Annotated in this window: 23 protein-coding genes; 7 read left to right on the top strand and 16 right to left on the bottom strand. The window is 59.7% G+C overall.

Annotation, left to right across the window (positions count from 1 at the left end):
* Nucleotides 1–2: 2 nt before the first annotated feature.
* Both AB7Z56_RS02995 and AB7Z56_RS02990 read right to left on the bottom strand, forming a co-directional pair.
* Nucleotides 3–1,037 carry an aldo/keto reductase gene (locus AB7Z56_RS02995; RefSeq protein ID WP_231143784.1) on the bottom strand — a complete coding sequence of 345 codons (1,035 nt, stop codon included), beginning with the start codon at nucleotides 1,035–1,037 and terminating at the stop codon, nucleotides 3–5.
* A 10-nt stretch (nucleotides 1,038–1,047) separates the two neighbouring features.
* Nucleotides 1,048–2,229 (bottom strand): MFS transporter, encoded by a 1,182-nt coding sequence (locus tag AB7Z56_RS02990; RefSeq protein WP_063986014.1) that lies wholly within the window; start codon nucleotides 2,227–2,229, stop codon nucleotides 1,048–1,050.
* A 98-nt stretch (nucleotides 2,230–2,327) separates the two neighbouring features.
* On the opposite strand from AB7Z56_RS02990, the gene AB7Z56_RS02985 reads away from it, so the two are divergent.
* Nucleotides 2,328–3,278 (top strand): LysR family transcriptional regulator, encoded by a 951-nt coding sequence (locus tag AB7Z56_RS02985; protein ID WP_063980543.1) that lies wholly within the window; start codon nucleotides 2,328–2,330, stop codon nucleotides 3,276–3,278.
* Between the two features lie 47 nt (nucleotides 3,279–3,325).
* Here the strand turns inward: AB7Z56_RS02985 and AB7Z56_RS02980 are convergent, their stop codons facing one another.
* From AB7Z56_RS02980 to AB7Z56_RS02970, 3 genes are all read right to left on the bottom strand, one after another.
* Complete coding sequence (locus AB7Z56_RS02980) at nucleotides 3,326–3,760, bottom strand: cupin domain-containing protein (protein WP_063980542.1); 435 nt, start codon at nucleotides 3,758–3,760, stop codon at nucleotides 3,326–3,328.
* 186 nt (nucleotides 3,761–3,946) lie between these two features.
* Entirely contained in the window at nucleotides 3,947–4,912 is a 966-nt protein-coding gene (locus AB7Z56_RS02975) for a LysR family transcriptional regulator (protein WP_187387881.1), read from the bottom strand.
* Nucleotides 4,913–5,140: 228 nt separating this feature from the next.
* Nucleotides 5,141–6,550, bottom strand: coding sequence for an amidase (locus AB7Z56_RS02970; RefSeq protein ID WP_283017952.1), 1,410 nt, complete (start codon nucleotides 6,548–6,550; stop codon nucleotides 5,141–5,143).
* A 100-nt stretch (nucleotides 6,551–6,650) separates the two neighbouring features.
* Here AB7Z56_RS02970 and AB7Z56_RS02965 point away from each other — a divergent pair, with 100 nt between their 5' ends.
* On the top strand, nucleotides 6,651–7,211 hold the full coding sequence (locus AB7Z56_RS02965; protein WP_063986013.1) for a TetR/AcrR family transcriptional regulator: 561 nt from the start codon (nucleotides 6,651–6,653) through the stop codon (nucleotides 7,209–7,211).
* Nucleotides 7,212–7,305: 94 nt separating this feature from the next.
* Here the strand turns inward: AB7Z56_RS02965 and AB7Z56_RS02960 are convergent, their stop codons facing one another.
* The 10 genes from AB7Z56_RS02960 to AB7Z56_RS02915 form a co-directional block, all read right to left on the bottom strand.
* Nucleotides 7,306–7,632, bottom strand: coding sequence for a hypothetical protein (locus tag AB7Z56_RS02960; RefSeq protein ID WP_063980539.1), 327 nt, complete (start codon nucleotides 7,630–7,632; stop codon nucleotides 7,306–7,308).
* The gene (locus AB7Z56_RS02955; RefSeq protein WP_084794930.1) at nucleotides 7,565–9,298 is read right to left on the bottom strand and encodes a long-chain-fatty-acid--CoA ligase; all 1,734 of its coding nucleotides are present in this window, start codon (nucleotides 9,296–9,298) and stop codon (nucleotides 7,565–7,567) included. The genes AB7Z56_RS02960 and AB7Z56_RS02955 overlap by 68 nt, the downstream gene beginning before the upstream one ends.
* A gap of 405 nt (nucleotides 9,299–9,703) precedes the next feature.
* On the bottom strand, nucleotides 9,704–10,762 hold the full coding sequence (locus AB7Z56_RS02950; RefSeq protein WP_063980537.1) for an HAD family hydrolase: 1,059 nt from the start codon (nucleotides 10,760–10,762) through the stop codon (nucleotides 9,704–9,706).
* A gap of 138 nt (nucleotides 10,763–10,900) precedes the next feature.
* A complete protein-coding gene (locus AB7Z56_RS02945; RefSeq protein WP_283017951.1) occupies nucleotides 10,901–12,124 on the bottom strand; it encodes a cytochrome P450 in 1,224 nt (407 codons plus the stop codon).
* Nucleotides 12,125–12,147: 23 nt separating this feature from the next.
* Nucleotides 12,148–13,431 carry a multidrug effflux MFS transporter gene (locus tag AB7Z56_RS02940; protein ID WP_283017950.1) on the bottom strand — a complete coding sequence of 428 codons (1,284 nt, stop codon included), beginning with the start codon at nucleotides 13,429–13,431 and terminating at the stop codon, nucleotides 12,148–12,150.
* Nucleotides 13,432–13,562: 131 nt separating this feature from the next.
* On the bottom strand, nucleotides 13,563–14,915 hold the full coding sequence (locus tag AB7Z56_RS02935) for a glycosyltransferase (RefSeq protein ID WP_063986012.1): 1,353 nt from the start codon (nucleotides 14,913–14,915) through the stop codon (nucleotides 13,563–13,565).
* Nucleotides 14,916–15,086: 171 nt separating this feature from the next.
* The gene (locus AB7Z56_RS02930; protein WP_231143783.1) at nucleotides 15,087–15,518 is read right to left on the bottom strand and encodes a hypothetical protein; all 432 of its coding nucleotides are present in this window, start codon (nucleotides 15,516–15,518) and stop codon (nucleotides 15,087–15,089) included.
* A 77-nt stretch (nucleotides 15,519–15,595) separates the two neighbouring features.
* Nucleotides 15,596–16,018 carry a tautomerase family protein gene (locus AB7Z56_RS02925; RefSeq protein WP_063980534.1) on the bottom strand — a complete coding sequence of 141 codons (423 nt, stop codon included), beginning with the start codon at nucleotides 16,016–16,018 and terminating at the stop codon, nucleotides 15,596–15,598.
* A gap of 96 nt (nucleotides 16,019–16,114) precedes the next feature.
* Nucleotides 16,115–16,975: an SDR family oxidoreductase gene (locus AB7Z56_RS02920; protein WP_063980533.1), complete on the bottom strand. Its 861-nt coding sequence runs from the start codon at nucleotides 16,973–16,975 to the stop codon at nucleotides 16,115–16,117.
* Between the two features lie 157 nt (nucleotides 16,976–17,132).
* A complete protein-coding gene (locus AB7Z56_RS02915; protein WP_187387880.1) occupies nucleotides 17,133–17,666 on the bottom strand; it encodes a PaaI family thioesterase in 534 nt (177 codons plus the stop codon).
* Between the two features lie 300 nt (nucleotides 17,667–17,966).
* Between AB7Z56_RS02915 and AB7Z56_RS02910 the strand changes: the two genes are divergently transcribed.
* Nucleotides 17,967–18,929: a helix-turn-helix domain-containing protein gene (locus tag AB7Z56_RS02910; RefSeq protein WP_187387879.1), complete on the top strand. Its 963-nt coding sequence runs from the start codon at nucleotides 17,967–17,969 to the stop codon at nucleotides 18,927–18,929.
* 1,157 nt (nucleotides 18,930–20,086) lie between these two features.
* Here the strand turns inward: AB7Z56_RS02910 and AB7Z56_RS02905 are convergent.
* Nucleotides 20,087–20,476: a hypothetical protein gene (locus AB7Z56_RS02905; protein WP_354102763.1), complete on the bottom strand. Its 390-nt coding sequence runs from the start codon at nucleotides 20,474–20,476 to the stop codon at nucleotides 20,087–20,089.
* Between the two features lie 46 nt (nucleotides 20,477–20,522).
* Here AB7Z56_RS02905 and AB7Z56_RS02900 point away from each other — a divergent pair, with 46 nt between their 5' ends.
* The 4 genes from AB7Z56_RS02900 to AB7Z56_RS02885 all read left to right on the top strand — a co-directional run bounded on the left by AB7Z56_RS02900 (nucleotide 20,523) and on the right by AB7Z56_RS02885 (nucleotide 24,777).
* Nucleotides 20,523–22,118 carry a recombinase family protein gene (locus AB7Z56_RS02900; protein WP_354102762.1) on the top strand — a complete coding sequence of 532 codons (1,596 nt, stop codon included), beginning with the start codon at nucleotides 20,523–20,525 and terminating at the stop codon, nucleotides 22,116–22,118.
* Nucleotides 22,115–23,044 (top strand): plasmid partitioning protein RepB C-terminal domain-containing protein, encoded by a 930-nt coding sequence (locus AB7Z56_RS02895; protein WP_354102761.1) that lies wholly within the window; start codon nucleotides 22,115–22,117, stop codon nucleotides 23,042–23,044. Before AB7Z56_RS02900 ends, AB7Z56_RS02895 begins: the two co-directional genes overlap by 4 nt.
* Nucleotides 23,028–23,942, top strand: coding sequence for a plasmid partitioning protein RepB C-terminal domain-containing protein (locus AB7Z56_RS02890; RefSeq protein WP_354102760.1), 915 nt, complete (start codon nucleotides 23,028–23,030; stop codon nucleotides 23,940–23,942). The genes AB7Z56_RS02895 and AB7Z56_RS02890 overlap by 17 nt, the downstream gene beginning before the upstream one ends.
* Nucleotides 23,943–24,435: 493 nt before the next feature.
* A complete protein-coding gene (locus AB7Z56_RS02885) occupies nucleotides 24,436–24,777 on the top strand; it encodes a hypothetical protein (protein WP_441256164.1) in 342 nt (113 codons plus the stop codon).
* Nucleotides 24,778–24,796: the final 19 nt, after the last annotated feature.

Below are 24,796 nucleotides of genomic sequence, written 5' to 3'. Positions count from 1 at the left end.
CGTCACACCAGCGGTGGGTTAAGGCGCGCAAAGCCTTCCTGGATGCGATAGGGGTAGTAGGGATAAGGCGGCATCACGGCGCTGACCTCGTCGAGACGCGCGATCTGCGCAGCGCTGAGCGACCAGCCAACCGCGCCGAGATTGTCGCGCAACTGCGCTTCGTCGCGGGCGCCGATGATCACCGAGGATACGGTCGGACGCGACAGCAGCCAGGCGATAGCGATTTGCGGCACGGTGCGGCCGGTCTCCGCGGCGATCGTCTCAAGCACGTCGACGATGGCATAGAGACGCTCATCATCCACGGGCGGGCCGAACTGCGCAGTGGCGTGCAGACGGCTGCTCGCAGGGAGCGGCTTTCCGCACCGGATCTTGCCGGTGAGCCGGCCCCAGCCGAGCGGGCTCCAGACCAGCGCGCCGACGCCCTGGTCGCGTGCGAGCGGCATCAGCTCCCATTCGTAGTCGCGGCCGAGCAGCGAGTAATAGACCTGATGTGCGACATGGCGCGGCCAGCCGTGCCGGTCAGCGATGGAGAGCGACTTCATCAGCTGCCAGCCGGCGAAATTGGAGACACCGACATAGCGGAGCTTGCCGGCGCGTACGAGCGTATCGAGCGTGGACAGCACCTCCTCGATCGGCGTGAACGCATCGAAGGCATGGAGCTGGAGCAGATCGAGGTAATCGGTGCCGAGCCGCCGCAGCGCTGCTTCGACCGAGGCGACCAGACGATATCGCGAAGAGCCGGCATCGAGCGGACCATCGCCCATCGGCAGGCTCATCTTGGTGGAGATCAGCACCTTGTCGCGGCGTCCCCTGATCGCGGCGCCGAGGATTTCCTCGGATGCGCCGTTCGAATAGACATCGGCGCTGTCGAACAGGTTGACGCCGGCCTCGAGGCAGATGTCGACCAGCCTGCGCGCTTCGTCGGCGCCGCTGCGGCCCCAGGCCGAGAATAGCGGGCCTTGGCCGCCAAACGTGCCGGTGCCGAAGCTGAGGACGGGTACCCTGAGGCCGGAGGCACCGAGATTGCGATATTCCATGATCATTCTCCTATTCCGCCGGGCACGCCGCGACTGCGGACTGCGTTCGATCAAGCTGAAGGCTCCATAGCGCGAGCACGAGACCGACAGCCGTGATGCCGGCCGCGACCAGCGGCAGCGCGGAGAGACTGAGCCCGCGGTCGATGGTGACGCCGCCTGCCCAGGCGCCGAGCGCGTTGCCGAGATTGAAGGCGGCGATGTTGAGGCTGGAGGCGAGCGTGCGGCCGCTTGGCCCCGCCGCCTCCAGCACGCGAAGCTGGAGCGGCGCGACGGTCGCAAAGGCCGCAATGCCGAGCAGCAGGATCAGCGCAATGGCTGCGATCTTGACCGACAGCACGGCGGCAAGGCCAAGCAGCACGATGGCGAGCGCAGCGAGCGTGCCGATCAGGGCACGCGCGAGGCCGCGATCGGCGAGCTTGCCGCCGGCGACGTTGCCGATTGCGAGACCTGTACCGAACACCAGCAGGATCGGCGACACCGCGGCTTCCGAAAAACCGGTGAAGCGCGTCAGGATCGGCTGGATATAGGTAAAGACGACGAACAGGCCGGCAAAGCCGAACACGGTCATGGCAAGGCCGAGCAGCACCTGCGGACGGCCGAGCACCGCGACCTCCTCGGAGAGCGAGATCGGCTTGTCGCCATTGCCGACATCGCCGGGCACGAATGTGGCCACCACTGCGAAGGCGATCACGCCGATCACCGTCACCGCCCAGAATGCCGCGCGCCAGCCGAGCATCAGGCCGAACCAGGCGCCGAAGGGCACGCCCAGGAGCGTCGCGACCGTCAGGCCGATGAACATGGTCGCAATCGCCGACGCGCGCTTGTCCTCCGCGACGAGGCTGGTCGCAACGACCGACCCGACGCCGAAGAAGGTGCCGTGGGCGAGCGAGGTCAGCACCCGCGCCGCCATCAGCCATTCGTAGTTCGGCGCCAGCGCGCAAGCGGCATTGCCGAGCGTGAAGATCGCCATCAGGGCGAGAAGAACGGTTTTCCGCGGCATCCGCCGCGTCGCCAGCGTCAGGACAGGCGCGCCGACGAAGACGCCGAGCGCATAGCCGGAGATCAGCAGCCCCGCGACCGGCACGGAGACGTGCATGTCGGCGGCGACCTGGAGCAACAGGCCCATGATGATGAACTCGGTGGTGCCGATGCCGAAGGCACCGGCGGTGAGGGCGAGGACGGCGGGAGGCATGCGTGGCTCCAATGCGAGGGACGAGCCACGCAGATAGCCGCAGCGCAGCAAAACCATTAGGATGTCCGCAATCCAATCATTTGTGACGTGAATTCAACATGGCCCGTTTCGACACCAACCGCTCCGCCGAGATGGAGGTTTTCGTCCGCGTCGTCGAACTCGGCGGATTCACCCAGGCCGCGCGAAACCTGCGCCTGACGCCGTCGGGCGTCAGCAAGCTGATCTCGCGGCTGGAGACGCGCCTCGGCTCGCGGCTGATCAACCGCACCACGCGCAAGCTGACGCTGACGGAGGAGGGCCAGGCCTTCTACCAGCGCACCGTGCGCATCCTCGGAGAGATGGAGGAAGCTGAGCGCGAGGCGGCTTCAGGCGCGGCGCCGCGCGGCCACCTCACGGTCAACTGCAACATCCCTTTCGGCATGCTGCACGTCCTACCGCTGATTCCCCGCTTCCTGGAACGGCATCCCGAGATCACACTCGACCTCGTGCTGACCGACACGCTGATCGACCTGATGCAGGAACGGGCCGATATTGCCATCCGCGTCGGGCCCCTGAAAGCGTCACGCCTGGTCGCGCGAAAGCTCGGCACCAGCCGCATGGTCGTCGTCGGCACCCCGAACTATCTGGCGCGCTTCGGCACGCCGAAGACGCCGGCGGATCTCACCCAGCATCGCGGCATCGGCTGGACCTTTCCGCGCATCCGCGGCGGCTGGCCATTCCGGCGCGGCGACCACACCGAGGAAGCCATGCCGCCACCGGCCGCCCGCGCCAGTGACGGCGAAATCGCCCGCCGCCTCGCCCTCGGCGGCGTCGGCCTCGCCCGCCTCGCCCTCTTCCACATCGGCCCCGACATCGAATCGGGCCGTCTCGTTCCGGTCTTGCAGAACTACAATCCCGGCGACCGCGAAGACATCCACGCCGTCTATGTCGGCCACACCGCGCCCCTGCCCGCGCGCGTGCGCGCGTTCATCGATTTTCTCGCCGAGCATGTGCGGGTGAGCGACCCCGCGCTGAAGCGCGCGGGGGACGGGAGGTGGAGGGTGGCCTAGGGACGTCGAAATCGCGGCGATAGGTGCGTTCGGTGCTGCCCATCGTGTCATGGGAGCGGACCAACTATCCGTTGGCCGTTGCGCGCTGCGATCTTCGGCAGCATGTCCATGTGCTGCTCGCGCGGCTCGGGGATCCTGTGCAGATCGCGGAAGAATTCCTCGTGACGACGCGGCGTGGAGACGAGGATGTGTCTCGCGTCGGCCGGCCCCTCATTGGTGAAGCCGTGAACAACTCCTCTCGGCACGAGAATCCGCGAACCGGGTCCAGCGACCTCGGTCTGGTCTCCCACGAGGTATTTCACCTGGCCCTCCAGGAGGACGAACAGCTTGTCCTCCTCCTCGGAGATGTGGGCGGGTGCGCCGAAGCCCGGCTTGATGGTCATGTCCAGCACCGTGAACAGGCTTTCCTGCGGATTGATAATTTTCGTCGTGAGACCGGCAAATTCGGTCGTTTCGAACTTCGTCGTGATGACGCTCTGCATTGGCCAAGGCTCCATTGACTTCGGAGCTCGATAGATTGCATGCGGGAGGGCTGCGGATTAGTCCCCTTCCGCAAGCCACAGCGGCTGTAGTTCTGGCCAATTGGCATCGGAGTTTCCCGAAGACCAGTTCAGCTGCCCGAACGGTCCACCTCAAACTGTCGGCATGAACAACGACAACAACGAAAATCACCGCCCCGCAGCTGCAAGCTGTCGCTCGAACACACGGGTAAAATCCGCGACCTTGGCGCTCAGATCGGCCCGCGACGGATATGTGAGATGCAGGCGGATCGTCCCGGAGAACTGCTCTGGCAAAACCGGCACGACGAGCCCCGATGCGTATTCCACTCTGCAGAGGGCTTCCGGAAGCAGACCAATCCCCTGGTGATTCAGCACAAGCTCACGAGCAAGAGCGAAGGAGTCGACCGCGAGATGAAAGGCGGGCCACGTCGCCCCGCCCGGCAAGGAGCGGGATAGAAGGCGCAGCAATTCCGGCCTCGATGGCCCGATCAAGGTCGACGCGTCGCGAATATCGACGGGGATCCCGTGACGGCTCACATAGTCTGAGCTCGCATAAAGACCGAACTTCATGTCGATTGCGCCCTTGATCAGGGCTTCCTGAGGATTGGCCGCTCCGATGCGGAGCGCAATATCAATATCCCGGGAGATGAGATCGAGCACGTCGTTAGTGAGCGACACCTCAAAGCGCACATTGGGGTGATCGTTTCTGAAATCCCCGATCGCGGCTGCCACGATCCTGACCGGAAAGTCGGCCGGCAGCGTGATGCGGATTTCGCCGGCATACGGGTCGTCAGCACCGCTTACCCCCCGGAGCGCGTTGACAAGCAGGGCAAGCGCGCCAGCCGAACGCTGGTAGAGTTCTCGTCCTGCGGCCGTGAGGGCAAAAGCGCGCGTGGACCTCTTGAAGAGCCGCGCACCGAGCGCCGCCTCCAGGCTGCGGATGCGCAAGCTGACGGACGACCTCGGCGTGTTGGTTTCGCGGGCTGCCGCCGCAAATCCGCCGGCGCGCACGACAGCGACGAATGTCTGCAGGGAATTCAGGTCGATCGGCTGCGCGTCGGTGTGAGCGAGACTTGAATGTTCATTCCGATCATCCTTCTCGGCCTCTTCGAGAACGCTGCTGTGTGCCTTCATGACGTCCTGTTTCCGGTGATGGTCCGGCGCGCGCGGGAACTTCATGAGGGAAGGGAGCGGCAACCGATAGCGAACCTATGGACGGCAACAATGACCGGAGCGCACCAGGACTTGCGATGCAATTGAACGTGACCGTCGATTGATTGAGCAAGCCGCGATATCGTCAGCTCATCGTTCATGGTGGATGCTCTCAGGGGAGAGGGCGGGATGAATCCCGCCCTTTCATCGTCAAATGGTCGGATGAAGGTTGCGGACCGGGCTCACCTCCTCGAGGAGCGAGGCGACCTTGAGCACCGTCGATTCCGCCAGCCAGGAGGAGACTATTTGTACGCCGATCGGAAGGCCGTCGTGGCTCGTTCCAAACCGCATTGATAGAGCGGGCATTCCCGTCAAGCTGAACGGTGATGTGGCGCTCATGACGTGAAAGGGTGAAACCGTCACACCATCGACCACGAGGTCGTTGAGACCGTGTTTGGTCGCCGGGAACGGGGTCACCGGGCATAGCAGCGCATCGTAGCGCTGGAAGTATTCGGCGAAGCTGTCGCGAAGGCGCTCTATGGCCTGCTCGGCGGCGACGAAGTCGGCTATCGGCGTGTCAGGTGTATCGAGGACCAATTTGGCGTGCCTGAAGATCTGGGCCTCATGGCCGGCAGTGACGTTCTCGAACTCGCGCCGGGATTCCATCTGCTGGAGCTGCCAGAGGACGCTGTTGGCATCGGTCTGCTCCACCACCGGCAACCGGACCTGTTCGACGTGGTAGCCGGCATTGCTCAGCGCATGTGCCGCTGCCTTCACGATCGCGACCACTTCCGGATCGATGGGTCCGAAGAAGCCCGGAGAGGCCATCCAGCCTACGCGAAGCTCACGGGTCGATTTCGTACCTAGCCCTGTATCGAGGCTGGGCGAGCTGACCGAGAAGCCGTCGGCACCGTCAGGTCCTGCCATCAAGGAATAAGCGAGCGCCACATCGCGAACGGAACGCGCCATCGGACCGATGTGCCAGAAACGGCGCGGTACCCGAGGCCAGTGGCCCGTCATCGGCATTCGACCGTGAGTCGCTTTAAATCCGACGACACCGGTATGCGCTGCCGGGCCGCGCAACGAGATTGAGAGATCGCTGCCCACACCGAGTGGCGACATGCCCGCTGCGATGGCAGCGGATTCACCGCCGCTCGATCCGCCCGGAGTGTAATCGAGGTTCCAGGGGTTGTTCGTCTGGCCGGTCAGGAGATTGTCGGTTTCGATTGAGTAGGAAAATTCCGGGGGATTCGTTTTTGCGATGAGGATGGCGCCGGCGGCCTTCAGCCTGGCCACGACGGTGGCATCAGTATCAGGCACGCGCCCTCTGAAAATCGGCGAACCGCGCTGTGTCAGCACGCCCGCCGTGTCGATTCCATCCTTGGCCGTGAACGGAACGCCATGGAGAGGGCCGAGCTGGGCGCCCGATATCACCGCCGCTTCGGCCGTCCTGGCGCCTTCCATCGCGCCGTCGGCCAGCGTCACGATCGCATTCAGCTTGGGATTGACCGCCGCGATGCGGTCGAGATGCGCCTGCATGACCTCGACGGGCGAAAGCTCCCGTTGAGCGATCAGCTGGGCGATGCGGGTGGCGTCCATTCTAACGATGTTATCCATCATATCTGTCCTACCTGCCATTTGGTAGGCTGGACATGTCCCTCGCATTTATGGACTTCAATCCCTACCTGCCATTTGGTAGGGACACGTTGAGGTGATCACGATGAGCGAAAATGCGAAGGAAGCGATCCTGGCTGCAGCGCGCAGGACAGCGCAGGCCCACGGGTATGGCGGGTTGAACTTCCGCGACATCGGGGCTGAAGTCGGCATCAAGGCTGCGAGCATCTATCATCACTTCCCCGGCAAGGCCGAGCTGGGTGCGGCGGTGGCGAGACGCTACTGGGAGGATACGGCGGCGAACCTCGAAGCTCTTTCAAAAGCGAACGGAGATCCAAGAAAGGCGCTCCGCGCCTATCCGGGACTTTTTCGTCGATCGCTCGAGCAGGACAATCGCATGTGCCTCTGCAGCTTCATGGCGGCCGAATATGATGATCTGCCGGACGCCGTCAAAACCGAGGTGCAAGCCTTCGCCGATGTCAACGTGGCCTGGCTGACCAGGATGCTCGCTGCGGCTTCAGTTCCCGCCAGCAAGCGTGAAGCAAGGGCGCGCGCGATCTACGCGGCCGTTGCCGGCGCGCAGCTGATGGCACGGAGCCGCGCCGACCTGAAATTGTTCGATGCGCTGATCGAAAGCTATCGCGGATCAGGCTTGATCCCGACTTGAGAGCCGATCCTGCCTGCGCCGTCCAAATGGCTGGCGGAGATGTATCTGGACATCTTTGGCTCCTTGACGCCGACGCTTGCGTGCCAATTGACGGTCAATTGGAGAACGTGCTCGCCTTGCGGACGAGCAGTTCATCACCCTTTCGGCTGATTTCGAGCGCGGGTGCCTGGTATGGCGTTGAGACAACGACGCGCTGACCGGGCGCCAGTACTGTCACAAAGCGGATCGGCGTTCCCGCTGCACCCTGTGCAAGAGTCGTGACGACGCGGAATCCATCGGGCTCGACCGTGTAGTAGGCGACGCCGGATACATCGCCGAGATTGATGCTCAGGCCCTCGATCGGCCGCAGGCCGTTAGCGTGTGCGGCCCCGAGTGAGGCGAAGGTGACGGCGGCTGCGAGAAGCGAGCTGCGGACTGACATAGGAACCTCCGTTGGCTTCGGCGGCGGGCGGGTTGCCCGTCTGGCTGATCGCGGCGGAATCGCGGTTTCCGTAAAGCTCGCGCAATTTGGTCTTCAGGACTTTTCCGGTCGCCCCGTGCGGAAGCTCGTCGACGAACAGAACATCGTCCGGCATCCACCACTTCGCGATCTTGCCCTCGTAAAAGGTCAGGAGATCTTGCGCCTCGAGCCTCGCCCCCTGGCGCCGGACCGCAAGCACGAGCGGGCGTTCGTCCCATTTTGGATGCGCAATACCAATCACCGCCGCTTCGACGATTTCGGGGTGGGCCATCGCCAGGTTTTCGAGCTCGATAGACGATATCCATTCGCCTCCGGACTTGATGACGTCCTTCGAGCGATCCGTAACCTGCATATAACCGTCGCTGTCGATCGTGACGACATCACCCGTGAAAAACCAGCCATCGGCACGCTCGCTTTCCGGCATCTTGTAATAAGCGCGGGCAATCCAGGGCCCCCGAACCACGAGGTCGCCAACTGCCTTGCCATCGTGGGGGAGTTTTCTGTTGTTGCCATCGCGAATGCCGATTTCGACCCCGAAAAGCGCACGTCCTTGTTTGACCTGGCGAGACCGCCGTTCAGCTCTCGACGAGGTCATGTGCTTGCGCAGTGGCTTCGAGATCGTCGCGAGCGGGCTGGTTTCCGTCATGCCCCAGCCATGCAGAACTTCTACTCCGTATTCGTCCTGCAGCGTTTCCATCAGGGAGGCCGGACATGCCGTGCCACCGATCAGCGCGCGATTGAGCGTCGTCGGCTTCACGCCGGCGCTTTGCAGGTATCGAACATAGCCCAGCCAGACCGTCGGCACGCCGCCGGCGAAAGTCACCCCGTGGTCCTCGAACAACCTGTGCAGGCTCTCACCGTCGACGTTTTGGCCGGCCATCACCAGCTTCGAACCCGTCGCCGTTGCACAATACGGCATTCCCCAAGACATTGCGTGGAACATCGGCGAGACAAGCGCGACCGTGTCATCCAGAGAAATGCGACAAGCGTCTGGGAGCGCTGCGGCGCAGGAATGCAGCACCGCGCTGCGATGGCTATACAGCACACCCTTTGGGTTTCCTGTCGTTCCCGACGTATAGCAAAGTCCGCATGCCGTGTTCTCGTCGAACTCGGGCCATGCATAAGCTTCCGAGCACCCGGAGAGAAATCCTTCATAGGATGGGAAGCCTTTGGCTCCCACGATCTTTGCGTCGCCCGCCTCGCCCAGATATATCCACGCTTCAACAGTCGGACATTGCGGCATTAAAGAGTGTACGAGATCGATAAAAGCCAGATCGAAGAATACAACCGCATCTTCGGCGTGGTTGATGATGTATATGATCTGGTCCACGAACAGCCTTGGATTGATCGTGTGGCAAACGGCTCCCATTCCGGAAATGCCGAAGTATAGCTCCAGATGCCGATAGCTATTCCAGGCTAAGGTCGCCACGCGATCGCCTGGCTTAATGCCGATCGAGTCCAATGCATTTGCGAGCCGAGAGCTGCGCTCGAGAAGGCCGCTGTAGCTCGTGATGTGATCGGGCTTGTCGGGAGTTCGGGAGACGATCTCAACATCGGGAAAGGAGCGCGCCGCGTGCATGAGAATGGACGACAGGAGCAACGGAGTTTGCATCATTAAGCCAAGCATGGCGAATGTTCCCTCGGTTTCAACGCCTTCACTTCAGCCGCAAGCGACTGTTCGTGCGGGCAGGAGATGGTCCGCACGGGTATCCATTTGGCGAGAGGTCTTCATCAGCCAGGACGACGTCTCGCCCGCCCTCGCGCCCTTGGGTGCCCGGTCCCCGAACACGCGCCTTCGCGCGAGACCTGAGAAGGATGGCGAGCTTGAAGTGAACGACTAGCAGCCTGATCGCAAAGGACGTGACGAGCCATATGACTGACAGGGGCATTTGTCTTCCAAACACGATTTAGATTCGATGCTGTGAATGAAGCTAAGACTCTGGAAGCTGGATGTCGTGAGCCGCCGGCGCCCTTTCACCGGTACTGGCACGCACCGCTCACTGCCACGTCGCGCCACCAACTCAGCCATCAGCTATTGGAACGAAAAGATATTCTTCCAGTCGTTCTTCATGCTGATGATGGTCCAGTTTTTCTTCCTGGCCTCAGCGTAGAGCGCGGGGGTGAAGGAACCGATCTTGGTATAGGGCAGCCCCTGCGCCGGACCATAAGCGTACTCACGTATTCCATCGTCGTGCAGTACAAGCATCGATAGTCGCGCGCCCTCCCCGGCACCCGTATATTCCAGCATCTGCTGGTCTCCAGTCGAGTTGCCAAATGAAGCGTTCGGACGCCGACCAATCATCAAGTGAATGCCCTCCGGTTTCCCGGCAGCGCTGTCATACAGCATGAGCCTGGGTTCACTAATGAGGACCGGCTTGCCGTCCTTGTCATAATCATATTTGACGGCAAGCGCCGACCCGACCACCTGCTCCGGTGGGATGCCGTAGACCTGCTGTGAATACAGGCGCACAAAATCCTGACCGAAGCCTGTGACAATGTAGGTCTTAAAGCCATTCGCCCGCAGGTAGGTCATCACCTCCAGCATCGGTTGGTAGACGAGTTCGGTATAGGGCCGCTTCCAGCGTGGGTCCTTCGCGGAGGAAAGCCATTTCTTTCCTTCGGCCTCGAACTCGTCAGTTGTTATGCCGGCGAGCGTGGCAAGGACGATCTTTTCGAGGTCTCGCATCGAAAGCCCGGCTATCGCTTCCCGGTTTCCCGAGAGCACCGTCTTGAATGGCTCAACGTCCTTTAGCGCCGGCTCTTGCGCGACCAACACCGGGACCCGGTCGAGGCAATACACCATTTGGCTATAAATCGGCTGCTCCACCCAAAGCGTGCCATCCTGATCAAAAGTGGCAATGCGTTCCTCGGGAGGCACGAACTTCGGACTTGCCCGGTCTGTCGTGTCTCGGACGAAGTCGAGGATCGCTTGTTTGGCGGATCCGTTATTCCACGATGGCAATGGGCCGCTCGAAGCGGTCTGGGCCAACGCGGAGACGGATAAGGGCGGCGCGGATAGGGCTGGAAGCAGCGCCAACGTCGTGAGCAGGGTGCGACGGTCGATGCCGGAGCGCAGAATAGTTTCTTTCATGGTCGGCTATTCCTAGTTCAAATACATCGGGTGTGAGCATGTTCGGTGAAATGCGACGGTCCGCACTGCTGATGGGGCTTGCAAGCGCCATCAGGTCGGCCGTGGGGGACAAAGGCTCATGGTGACTGGAACGCAGTGCTAGTCCGCGCGCACCCAAAGCGCCTCTAATCCATTGAAGTTGAGCATCGTCCGGCGCTCCAAGGGGTGCTCGGCACTCAGGCGGAGCTTCGGGAACCGCTCGAAAAGCACCGAAAGAGCGATCTGTGCCTCGGCCCGGGCCAATGGCGCGCCAAGACAGAAATGAGCGCCGCCGCCAAATGAGATGTGACGCTTATCCGGCCGTTCGATGTCAAACCGCTTTGGGTCGGGATGCGCCTCTGAGTCGTGGTTCGCTGCGTAGAGCACGGCATTGATCGTCTGCCCCGCCGCGACCGGGCACCCGTCGATCTGCATCGCTTCGGTTGCGATCCGAGTGCCTTGCACGACTGGCGCGTCATAGCGCAACACTTCCTCGACGGCGCTACGAACCAGGCTCGGATTAGCGAGCAGTTTGCTGAGTTCACCGGGATGCTGTAGCAGGGCTAGTACGGCGTTACCGATAAGATCAGTCGTCGTCACGTTGCCCGCAAAGAGCAAACTATGGCAAACGTTTGTGATCTCCGCTTCGTCGAGCTGCTCGCCGTCCTCTTCGGCGTCGATCAGGCTGCTTATCAGATCGGCCCGTCGTTCCTTACGACGCTTTTGGATTACCTCAGCGAAGTAGCTGGTGAGAGCAGCATTGCAGGATGCCAGGATGGCCTCCTGCTCCGGCGTGCGTTGCGGGTTGAACATTTGTAGTTTGCCGTCAGACCACTGCTTGAAGTCGTCGCAGCGGGCGGTATCGACGCCCAACATCAGCGCGATGGCGATCGTCGGCAACGGTCGGGCATAAGCCTCCATAATATCGAAGCAGGATGGATCGTCGATGTCGTCCAGCAAGCCGCATGCGACCTCAGTGATACGCGGGCGCATCGCATCGACCGCGACCTGGTTGAACGCCTTGACGACCAGGGAGCGCAGGCGCTTATGGTCCGGGTCATCCATATGCAGTATGAGCGGCTGAAATGTCTCATCCACCTTCAGTTGCACCCGAGAGAACGAACCCGGGCGGGATTTCCGTGGATCGGAGGCCAGTTCACGATTATTCATGACGGCATCGACATCGACCGCACGGGTCAGCACCACCCGATCGAACATCCGGTCCTGGTGCACCGGCTCGCGCGACCTCAGCATATCGAGATATTCGTCTGGCCGCTCCCGAAAGACGGGATCCAAGTGGGTCAGGGAAATTCCCGTTGGCACCGCAGTCTCGTCGTTACTCATGGATCTCGTCCTTTCGCTAGGGTTTAGTTCCGATCGGCTTGGAACGAGCGAAGCCTCCGCGCATGGCAGCATCGTCGCCGAAGGTGATCGAGGCCATCCAGCGCGGGCATGACGCTAACTTGCGAAAACGCGACGCTCGGCGGGACAGAGGCCAGCGCCAGAAGCGAACACGGCGTCATGACCGCGGCCATCGATAGCGCTGATCGTCCGTCATAAAGACACGCAACGAGCCCGCTTGAGACGGCGCCTGCCATCATCTGAATGCTTCCGGACACAGCGCCTACCGCGCCGGCGATCTGCGGCAACGGATGCATCGTCGCGCGGATGGCGTTCGGTATGGTCAATCCGAAGGCAAGACCAACAGCGACCAGAAGTGAAACAACAAGGAGTAGCGGTACCCAGCCGACCAGTGTCGTGGCAAGCAATAGCCCTGAAGCCACCGCCGAGACTGTCAAACCCCTCATCAGCACATAAGCTGGTGAGACGTTCCAAGCGACGAGCCGGCGATCGAGGAAAGCCCCGGCCATGACCGATCCGGAGCACGCACTGAAAATCAGGCCATACCGATTAGGCCGTAGCCCCATGCTGTTGATGAAGAACAGGGAGGACCCGGTGACATAAGCCATAACGGTCCCGCCGGCGGCTGCACCGACCAGAATGTATGCGAACGAGATCGGATGCCTCAGGACTTGAAGATAGCTGCGGCCAATGATTGATGGTGCAAGGCGATTGGTCTGATCGATCTTTGCACTTTCGGCAAAGCCGGTGACCAATGCGATCAACAAAACCAGACCCATTACGAACTGAATCGTGTAAATCAGGCGCCAGCTGCCCAGCGCCAGTAGAGCCGCGCCAGCGGTCGGCGCGATCAATGTGACTACATTTATGGCAATGACAACGTTGGCCATCTTCGCACGCGCATTATCCCCCTCGAACAGGTCGCGGATGATTGCAAACGTCAACGTTGTGCTGGCCGCGCCGCAGCCTTGGCCGAAGCGGCACACCAGCAGCACCGGCAATGATTGGGCGAGCGCGCAAGCGAGACTGCCGACGACAAAGAGCGTGACGCCGAATACCACGACGGGCCTGCGACCGTACCGATCGGATACCGGCCCATAGACAAGCGGCGCCGTCGCCAGACTGAGCATGAAAACACTCATCGTAAAGCCGACATCCGCGGGCGGCGCGCCGAGAGCGGCGCCAGTGGCCGCCAGTGCCGGTAAGCTCATGTCAATGCCCGAATACGGAACTGAGGCAAGAAGGCCCAGCAACAGCGTGAAGGCAAACGATGCGGGTTGAATACGCATGGGTTGAATATCCGATACGTTGCTGATCCCGCGCGTCGTCAGATGCGGCGCGTGTCCGCGGAGATATCGATCGCCTCCCAGACGAAGGACGGAAGAATCAACCTTCCATCCTTCCCGGGAGCGGAAGCAAGTCACCGATTGGCGGCGACACGTCGACCTTGCTTAGCGACCGTGGTGCCGCCCGGGTCGCTTATCTCATTCGACCCTTGCGCGACTTGGTTGATGATCCGCAGGATTTCGGAGCGAGTGTCGATCGTCTTGAACTCGTCGGCCATAGCTGAGGCACCCGAACGATAGTCCGGCTTGTCGAGCACGCTCCGCACGGCCTCGCGCAACGCTTGCGGTGTCGGATTGTTGGTCGCAAGATTGATTCCGACCCCGGACCATGCCACACGCGCGTTCACGTCCGCCTTGTCTTCCGTCAACCCTGCGGTCACAAGCGGAATTCCAAAGCTCATCGCCTGGTTGACACTCCCATATCCACCGTTGGTGACGAGCACGTCGACCTTGGGCAGAAGCCACTCGAACGGCAGATAGCTGGAGAGACGCGCATTGCCGGGAATTGGGCCGGGAATGTCGCCGACCGCGCGACCGCCTGCTGTGACGACCACAAGCAAGTCAGGTTCGTTCGCGAGTCCCGCGAGCGCCGGCGCGATCAACAGGTCGAAATCGTGGTTTGCCAACGTACCCTGCGTCACCAGCACAACCTTGCGCGAGCCGTCCAGTTCGTGCGCCCACGACGGAAGCGGGACCTGGTTGGGTATAATCGGAGGGGTGCCAACAAAAGTCACCGAGGAAGGGATATCGCGTGGAAACTCAAAACGCGGCACCGTCAGCTGCATATAGGCATCTGCAAGCTCTACGACGGATTCAAAGAGAGGCTTGGTCACCGGTCCAACGCCCAGCTCCCTCAGGTACCGATTGACGCAAAGGCCGAGAGGCCCGTCGACGATCTTGTCCTGTTCTCGCGCGAAGGCGGCATATTCGTCGAGTTGCGCTCGGGTGGCTGCGGGCGGCAGACCCGCAAAAACTGGCGCTTTGTCGTCGCGTTGCCAGTGCAAGATGGATGTGCCGCAAAGAACGATGGGCGGGCGTTTCGAGCGCGGTCCGAGCAGCATCGGCAGGACGCCAAAAAACATGTCGTCGCCGATGATGACGTCGGCGGGGAATTCCCGCAGGACCTTGAGCATGCCGCTGTGCTGACCGGGAATGGGATCGACGAAGAGGCGTTCGATTACTAAGCGCCGCCATTGTGGCCCGAGTGGCGCGGCCTTTACTTCGTCGGACATGACAATTTCGTTTGCATTAATATCCGCCTCTTTGGGGAGCGGACAGAAATTTGCTTTGAACCGCGCGACACGGCTACGCAGGGGGCTCCCGGTCAAAAAGGCAAGTTCGTGGCCCTCCGCGATCAAGATGTGGCCGATCGCAAGCAGCGGATTGAGATGGCCGGTCATGGGGGTCGAAACGACGAGAATCTTCATATGATCGTCTCGTCCGATTGTCGACATAGCGATCTCCTTTGGATTGCGACGCAAAACCTGTAAGGCGTCGAGGCTGAAGAGCACTGCGGCGGGCCGGCCGGGCGGCATTGCGTTCGCCCGTCCCCTTTCCGCATTGGAATCATCGTGAGAAGGCGCCAATTCGCTCGAAATTTAGTTCGAGACCGATTTCACCTTGCGGACGAGCACGCTGTCGCCGTTCCGGCTGATTTCGAGCGCATCTGCCTGGTACGGTGTTGAGAACGCCACACGCTGACCCGGTGCAAGAACAGACACAATACGGATCGGCGTTCCCGCCATGCCTTGTGCGAGGGTCGTGACAACATGGAATCCGTCGCGCCCGACGGTGTAGTAGGCGACACCGGACACTTCGCCGAGGTCGATGCTCATACCATCAATCGGACGCAGGCCATCGGCGTGGGCGGCCTCCAGAGAGGCCAAGGCGAATGCTGCGGCTACAAACATGCTACGGATCGACATAGCGATCTCCTTTGGGTTGCGACATAAAACCTGTAAAACGTCGAGGCTGAAGAACACTGCGACGAGCCGGCCGGGCGTATTGCGTCCGCCCGCGCCTTTCGGCATTTAGGCGTTCGCGCCGCCGAAGCTTGGCGGATTGATACCCATTGCTGCGATCGGCTCGCTGAAGGCTGCGCCCACACTCAGCTATATGCTGACGGGCGGTCCTCTTTGACCCAGTGCTTTTCAGCCTCAGAATCGGGGTTAGGCGGCTTCATTCCTTGGATGGTCCAGAAATCGATTGGCGTTTCGTCAATGTGGACCTCCCAGCGATAACCCCGCTCGCGTGCGAAGGGATTGAGCGTAGTGTTGACGCGCTCCAGCCACCACGCTCGCCGCTCGGGAGCAGTTGCGCGAGCAATCTGATCAATCCAAATCCGGACAAAATCGTTCGTTGCCTTTCCGCCGACAAAGAACGAGTTCTTTGGCAATTCGTGAAAGACAATGCTTGCATAGAACCGGGGCAGGCCGACATCCGCGTAGAGGTCCGTGATACGCGTCGCAAGCGCGCGCTTGTCCTCGGCTGAGTACGCATTTTCCGGGCAGTAAATATGCCACAGAGGCATTTGAGTTCTCCTTGTTAAGCTCCTGGCAGGGCGCGCCCGCCAGCATGCTGCCGCGTGAGGACGGGTCGACGGCAGGCGCCGACCCGGAACGCTCCATCACGCGAGTTCTTCGAGATGCCCGAGGCCCAGACCGTCGACGACGGCCTTCTGGACGGGCGCGATGTCGGCATTGATCTTGTCAGCACCGAACGACGTGCCCACCACCGTCCGAGCGGCGCGACTGCCCTTCGCCTGGCCGACGAGCTTGGCGACGGCCTCGGCAATGTCGTGAGGCTTCGGAGCGTTCTTTCCCTGCAGCATTGACGTGAAGGTCTTGTAGATGGCGTCGGGAATCTGGCCGACCTCGCCGTAGGACTTCGTGATGTCGCCGTCGGCAGGCCTCTGGATGCTCGAGTACAGGCTTGTCGGGTAAGCGCCAGGTTGAACTTCCACCACGTCTACGCCGAGTTGGGAGACCTCCAGCCGAATGCTGTCGGTCAAAGCTTCGATCGCCATCTTGCTCGCGCCGTAGATGCCGACGAAGGGGAACGTCACGCGGCCGAGGACCGAGCCCATGTTGATAATGAGGCCGTCGCGCTCCCGACGCATCGAAGGCAGCACTGCCCGTGTAACGCGGAGGAGCCCGATGACGTTGGTGTCGAAGATCGCCTTCGCCTGATCCGCCGTGAAGGCTTCGGTCACGCCGACCGACGCAATGCCGGCGTTGTTGACCAGCACGTTGATCTTGCCGGCCTCGGCGAGGATAGAAGCAATGGCGCGATCGACCGAGCCGTCATCGGTAACGTCGAGTTCCACGACGCCTATTTTCTGGCTTCGTAGCGCGTCGGCGTGCCTGCGATTGCGGCTGGCGATGTCGCGCATCGCGGCGAACACGCGATAGCCGTCGCGCGCCAGCCTTTCCGCGGTTTCGCGGCCGAAGCCGCTCGATGTGCCGGTGATGAGAATAGTCCTGGTCATGGTTTGCCTCCGGTGGTGAGGGTTGCGGGTCAATGCGAGATGATCAGCCGGTATGGCTGGTCAGGAACTGGCGGAGTACCGCGACCGGGATGTCCGAGAACGAGCTTCAACAGACGTCAGGAGCGGCGGGTTGGGGTGATGAAGCCTTGGATGCGAGTCAGAAGGCGAATTCCAGGCTGGCGTGTGCAACCAACGTTCCCGTAGACGCAAACGAAACGCGGGTTTCCGTGAAGGCCGACGCTTTGCCAAAGCGCAATGCTTCCGCTCGTACATGATAGTCATCGTTGACGGCTGGACGCAGGAAGTGAGTGTGCTGATACACGGTGCCTTTAGTGATGCGCCCCGTCGTGCCCGCGGACAGTGATGCAACCGAGTCAATGGCCGCCATAATTGCCTGGCCACACACCGCACAGCTTGACAATTTGAGCGCATCATTTTGTGGAAGCATCGCGGACACGATGCCCGGGCAGACCTTGAACTCACGAAGGCCGAGCATTTTCACCCAAGGCGCGAAAACATATTCGTACAACTCAAGAACGGTGGCATCCGTCACGGGCAAACAATGAAGCGGAACCGGAATTCCAAGCCGCCCAACTCCCAAGGCAGGATCGGACTCGTTTTGCGTTGCCTGCTCGGTCACAAGAGCCCGGTTCCCCGTTAGCGTCATTGTATTCTGAACTTCTGCAATCATTGTTGCCTCCGATTCTCGTCAAAGCGTGACTACCAGGATCGGAATCTAGGCGGCTGGACCTCAGGTGTCGTGAGACGATCGCGCCCAATCGTCCGTACTGGCGCGCACCGCCTGGCGCGCCTCGCGGCGATGCTGACACGATCTCGGGGGCGTGATTTGGCGTGACGCAGAGTTGAGTGGGACTCGTCCCGGGCCACGCTAGCTTGATCGACGTCTGCCCGTGGTTTCCGGCGCAGGCCATTACAAACCGTGCGATTAGGCTTGCCAAGGCTCGTTTTACCAAGACCCGTGGAGGTGATGATGCGCCCGAACGACGATTTTCTCAGCGCTCCAGAATTGGACTATGACGGTTTCCGATCTGCAATGCGCGAGGATTGGGGATGGTTTACTCCTGCTCGCGAAACCAACATCTTCGCCAGCAAGGTGCGCACGCGGCGCGTCTTCGGATTCGCTGCAGTGGATCTCACCTGCAGCGCTACCCGCCTTGAGCGGACGGAACAGGACATTCGCCGTGATAACATGGAGTACTATTTCGTCACAGTTCAGGATACCGGCGAATCGATCATCATTCACAACGACCGAGTCGTAAATATCACTGCTGGCGATGTCATCCTGCTCGATTCCACAAAACCCGTGACATTCATCTCGCGGGCCGAAGACAGCGCGCAATGGCTTGGTGTGCAAGTGCCGCGCCAGAAGCTGGCGTCGCATCTCGGCTTCGAACCGCAGGGTGGCGTGTGCGGTCCTCGGCAGGCGCAAGCGTCACGTCTGCTCTGTCAACTCGCTCTTGACCCGATCAGCGATGCAGAACCGGCGTTCGCGTCGACTGATCAATTTATGCATCTGGTGGTCTACGATCTCCTCGGCGCACTGTTTGCACCTCCCGCCCCGCTTGGCTCGCGTCACAACGACAAGCTGTTCATGCGCGTCTGCGGCATCATAAAGGACCGCTTTGCCGATCCGGACATCTCTCCGCGGGAGGTGGCTGCCGAGGCGGGAATTTCACTGCGCTATTTGCAGAAGCTGTTCACGGCCCGTGGGTCGACATGCGGTCACCACATATGTTCGGCCCGTCTGGATCATGCGGCGCGTCTGATCGAACGACGCGCGTTGATGAAGACAGGTCAGCCTCTCAGCGATATTGCCTACGCCTGCGGCTTTCGCGACTACACGCATTTTGCGCGCGGCTTCCGCCGGCGTTTCGGCACCGCGCCGGGCGCCGTCGGAGCAGGCGCCACCGGTAACGACAGCGCACGGGTGTGAAGGCTGCAGAAACAGAGGCAAGCGCAGTTAAGCTCGGCTCTCGACCGAATTCAGAAAGGATCTCGCTTTCCAACCCCTGTCGCGCCCAGAAGCAATCCGGGGGGGCGACCGTCGAAAACAGAGATCTACCTTACATTTCGATAGGAGCTGGCGGAGGGAGAGAATCTGTAAAAAAATTTGCTCGACCGCTGCATCTCAGGTTCTCTCGGTTGGCGAGAGGGATGGGATTTCGCGGCCTCTCCGCGTACCGTCGCGGGTCTAGACTGCCGTTGGACGCGGCATCATTGTACCTGAACAGGCTAATCCAACTACCCAAGTCGGCGCGACTTACCTCGTACCTAAAGTGCAAGAACCTCGGCTGGCCGACCTTCCCTAAGGGGCCGTTTCTTTGCGCCACACGCAAAACGCCGCCAAGGTCTCCCTCGACGGCTCGTGCCGTTGCATTTGCGTAGAGGTACTGCGTCGAGCGGTGCTCGACCGCAGCCCGTGCTCGCTCTTATTTGGACGCACACGACCTTCAATGAGGCCGGTGGGTGCGTTGCCACTGTGTCGGGCCAACGATCCCCGATCCTTATCACATGTGACTGGCGGCGATGCTCTTCAAGCCAGCACTACTGTCCCGTTCGATGAAATGGCAAAGGCAGGTTTTCAATTGAGCGCCCTTCGATCATGATCAGCGATCAAGGTCAGCAACTGATTCACCACAACGCCCCAGGGCAACGCTCTGGCTGGAGTGCCGTGAGCGACACAGGCGCGATTGCCAAGGCGATAATTGATGGCCGTTATCATCGAACCACTCAGGTTGCTCCTTAAGCATCCGCTGCTCCACCGCATTGTATGCGTTAGGCATATCCAAGTTTGAACGCGGGTCTGGGTGGTCCCAACAAAGCTTGCTCAAGACACCTCGAAGCTCCCGGTTGCGCCAAAGAAACTTATTGTGGAGTGCACTCTCGAGAAAGTAGTCCACGTCCGACAGAAATTCAGGCCATCGTCGATAAGCGCCGGGGTCAGACCGACGGTAAAACGAAGTCCGCAGCGTCTTTGGATTTCAATAATGCATCGTCTGCTTTCAAAATGTCGGCTAGTCTCTTCTCCACGAGCGAAGCGATATCGTCTTGATATTCTTACCGGCTCTGTTGCCGGAGCACACCAGCATTTCACCCCGGAGGGCCCCTATCCCGTCGCCGAAGCATTTCTAGCAATTGGGTTACCCGGCGCTCAATGTCCTCGATTTTCGCGCCAATGAGCAGCTGATCACGACCCGCCATCGAAAGCACGGCCATCAATACAGTGTCACAATGCTTGATGAGCGTGACGAGGTGATCTCCGCTGGGGCCGTAGTGTCCCGCGAACCAATTCTTTACAGTACGCTCATTGGCTCCTGTCCAAGCTGCGACGATCTTCACATGAGCGGTCGTCTTTCCAAGTTCATCGTTTAAGGCCGAGGCGACTCTCGCGGCAAAGATTTTCGAGTGCGCTCCGTAATTGGCAACAAGATCGTCACTTGGAGCTCGAGGAAACAAATTGCCCTTTTTTGGAAACGACATTCCCTCACCCTGCTTTTTATGATTACCGCGCCCCGGCGGCCGCAAGGTGACGGCAGGAAAACAGCTATTCCATGAGGACGCGGCTTTGATGCGTCGACGTTTCACCGCAGACGAAGGACAGGGTGACAGCCGACGCGCGGCGGCTTACGTCCGCATGTCAACCGACCATCAAAAGTATTCGACCGAGAACCAACTAAAGACCATTGAACGTTACGCGGAAGAACGAGGTTTCCGTATCACCGAGGTATTCGAGGACTCGGGTCGAAGCGGGCTGAGAGTTGACGGCCGGGAAGGTCTCCAACGTCTCGTGCGAGAAGTCCAGACGGGAAACGCCAACTTCTCAGCCATTCTTGTTTACGATGTTAGCCGCTGGGGACGTTTCCAAGATGCAGACGAGGGAGCCTACTATGAGTATGTCTGCTCTCGAGCCGGAATTCGGGTTCATTATTGCGGTGAGCAATTTGATAACGATGGCAGCATCGGATCGGTTCTGCTTAAGAACGTTAAGCGCGTTATGGCTGGCGAATACAGCCGGGAACTATCCATCAAGGTATTCGCGGGCCAATGCCGACTGGTGGAGCTCGGTTTTAGGCAGGGAGGCCCCGCGGGCTACGGTCTTCGGCGTCAGTTGATCGACGAGAACCGAATTTCCAAGGGAATTCTCAACAGAGGAGATCGAAAAAGCCTTCAGACCGACCGAGTAGTGCTCACACTCGGGCCCTCCGAAGAGGTTGAGCAGATTCGCGAAATTTATCAGCTGTTCGTTCATCAAGGCCGGTCCGAAAAAGAAATCGCGTCGGATCTCAACGCAAACGGCAGTCTCACGGACTTCGGGCGACCGTGGACCAGTGCCTCGGTCCATCAAATTCTCACGAATGAAAAATACATCGGGAACAACGTCTTTAATCGGGTTTCGTTCAAGCTAAAGCAAAAGAGGGTTGCAAATAGTCCCGAGACTTGGGTTCGTTCTGACTCCGCGTTTCCCGCGGTTGTCAGTCGCGCTCTCTTTGAGCGTGCCCGCGCTATTATCGATGCACGAAGCGCAGGGTACTCTGATGAAGAACTTCTAAGGTTGCTTCAGACGATACTCGACGAAGAAGGCTATCTTTCCGGAGTGGTAATCGATGAACGCGACGACATGCCATCAGCGAGCGTATACAGGCGCCGTTTCGGAAGTTTGACTAGAGCCTATAGCTTGATTGGATACGTCCCTGATCGTGATTATTCCTACATTGAGATCAACCGTCTAATAAGAGACGCTTACCCGACGGTCGTTAGCAGAATAATTAGTGGCTTCGAGCTCGCGGGCGGCAACGTGTCCCGCGACGAAACTCAACTTCTCACGGTCAACGGTCAGTTCTCCACGGCCATCGTGATCGCGCGAGCGGCTAGCTACGGGTCAGGCTACCGATGGCACATTAGACTGGATACGGGTCTTTTTCCGGACCTAACGATTGCTGTTCGGCTGTGCACCTCAAATACGGACATATTGGACTATTACGTATTTCCTAGCCTCGACCTCACGATCCCGCATTTGAAGCTTGGTCAAGACAACGCACTCTGTTTGGACGCGTATCGGTTCGAAACGCTGGATTTTCTATATTCGCTGGCTCGGCGATGCTCATTTGGAGAAGCGGCATGAATAACCATGTGGCGCCAAGTTCTCCACGACGCGAGATTAAGAACATTCCAATTGATCAGATTCGGATCCTCAATCCACGGGCACGGAACCAACGAAATTTTCGGGAAATAGTGAATAGCATTGCAAGTGTGGGATTGAAGCGACCCATAACAGTGAGCCCTCGAACTTCCGAAGCAGATGCGTGTCAGTATGATCTTGTGTGCGGGCAGGGGCGCGTCGAAGCATTCGCACAGCTTGGACAGCGCGAAATACCGGCCATTGTAATCGACGCTGACGAGAGTGACTGCCTAGTCATGAGTTTGGTTGAAAATTGCGCGCGGCGCCAACACCGCGCTCTCGACCTTCTTGAGGACATTACTACACTGCGCGGGCGCGGTTACGACGATCGGGAGATCGCGGAGAAGATTGGTGTAACTGCTGACTATGTCCGAATGATTAGCAACCTACTAGAAAATGGTGAGGAACGCCTGGTAAACGCCGTCGAAACTGGCATTCTTCCCCTCAATATGGCGATCGAGATCGCAAAATGCGACGACAATGACGTCCAACGCGCGCTAACACAGGCGTATTCAGAGAAGAAGTTGAGGGGGAAGAAGCTAGTCGCCGTCCGCCGCCTAATTGAGCAGCGTCAGAGACGAGGCAAGCATCTGCACGGTCAAACCTTCGGTCGTCGAGAGACGTCGAAGCGGCCACTGACTAGTGAGTCCATGATTCGAGTTTATCGGCAGGAGGCTGACCGACAACGGCTTCTGATAAAGAAGGCCGAAGTGACGCAGAACAGGCTGCTGTTTATCGTTGAAGCTTTTCGGGCGCTTCGTGAAGATAGGGAGTTTGTCCGAATACTTCAGTCAGAGGAGCTAGCTCTGATGCCGTCCATCCTACAGGAACGACTGGCAGCGAGACCAAGCTATGAACCGATACGTTAGCCCGGGTGTTCTGAAAGAAGTGCTTCAAGCCTTCAGCTCTGACACTGAGGTTGTAGATATTCATACTATCCTTCCGGTGCGAGCTATCGGAAAGACAGTTAAGGCTAGCCATAAGTATCAACAAATTGCGTGCTCGATCAGAGAGATCGGGATCGTCGAGCCTCCAGTCGTTTGCCGAGACAAACAGAGGCAAGGGATCTACCTTTTGCTGGACGGTCACCTTCGTATCGAGGTGCTCAAGGAGCTTGGAGAGACTCAAGTTGAATGCCTCCTCGCTCTCGACGACGAGTCCTTTACCTACAATAAGCGGATAAGCCGATTGTCTGCGATTCAAGAGCAGCGAATGATCGCTAAAGCGATCGAGCGAAACGTTCCGAAGGAAAAGATCGCAAAGGCGCTGAACATTAACACGCGGAGCCTTCTGCGGAAGGCGGCGCTCGTCGACGGCATCTGCGAAGAAGTGGTGGCGCTCCTTAAAGACAAGATTTGTCCGATGGCAACCTTTGACGTCCTACGTAAAATGCTCCCGATTCGACAGATCGAGGCTGCAGAACTCCTAATCAACGCCAACAACTACACGGTAGGCTACGCCTCGGCAATACTTGCGGGCACCCCGCAAGCGCAGCTCGTTGATACGGCAAGACCTAAGAGAATGAAGGGAATGACAGCCGAGGCCTTGTCTCGGATGGAAAGTGAACTTGCAAAGCTCCAGCAAGCAATAACCTCCATCCAAGACACATATGGCCAAGATCATCTGTACCTAACTATCGCAAGAGGCTATCTGGCGAAGCTTGTTGGCAATCCAAAGATCGTAAAATATCTGGAGAAACATCACCCGGAGCTTCTGAGCGAATTCAAGAAAATCGTGGAGATGACGTCGACCACTGGCACAGACTAAGTCTCAACTAGTAAGGGGACCCGGACCCTAATAAGCGCGGGGACCACGGGAGAAGCCGCACTTTGGGGCGGAGCAATCGTGGCGGTGGGGATGGCGGCGACCCCGCACGGAGCCCATCAGGCCGGCGAGCTTTCGCTAGCCCCACAGAAGTCTCTCGGGTCGGAGTGCCAGTCGCAGGCTCGCTGGTTGGCATTCCGGCTCTGACCAGGGCCGGGCAATTATGTAGCAGTAAGAAAGTGCGCGCTTAGAGGCTTAACCGACTGGCTACGTTTAGCTGCGGTCGGCAGCTGCGAGCGGCTAAGCAACTTGCGCTCTGATCGCGTCGATAGCTCCAGGCCCGTCGTCTCGTTCGCGTATGCGTTGTTATGGAAGAACCCGGCCAGCGACCGCCCCCTTAACCGTGTGATCGGGAAGCTCGGCGCAGCGTCGCGCGCGTATGAAAGTTATGACATAAATCGGCCGCTGACCGACCAATGCAACTCGGGATGCGGCCATGAGCAAATCCGCGGAATTTTCTCGCCAGGAGCTTTACGACCTCGTCTGGGCAACCCCCATGGTGAAACTCGCAAAAGAGTTTGGGCTGTCCGACATCGGCTTACGAAAGACCTGTGTCCGCTATCAGATACCTACCCCGCCGCTTGGCTATTGGGCCAAGCTCAATTTTGGCAAGCCCGTTAAGAAGACGCCCCTCTTGCGGCCGGGCCCAACCCGCTTGCGCGCTGCTCTCGCCGCTGATACCCACACGCCATTGGCCAGGCGAAAAACCTCAATATTTTCAGTAACGAACGTGGCGTGCGTCACAGTTCAATCCTGTCTGGCAGTTGCTCCTCAGTAAGCGCTGTTTCGGTCCCACC

The organism is Bradyrhizobium sp. 482_C4_N1_8 (assembly GCF_052075965.1).
Lineage (GTDB): Bacteria > Pseudomonadota > Alphaproteobacteria > Rhizobiales > Xanthobacteraceae > Bradyrhizobium > Bradyrhizobium barranii.
The sequence above is the reverse complement of the archived record's forward strand: the minus strand, read 5'-3'. Positions and strand labels throughout refer to the sequence as shown.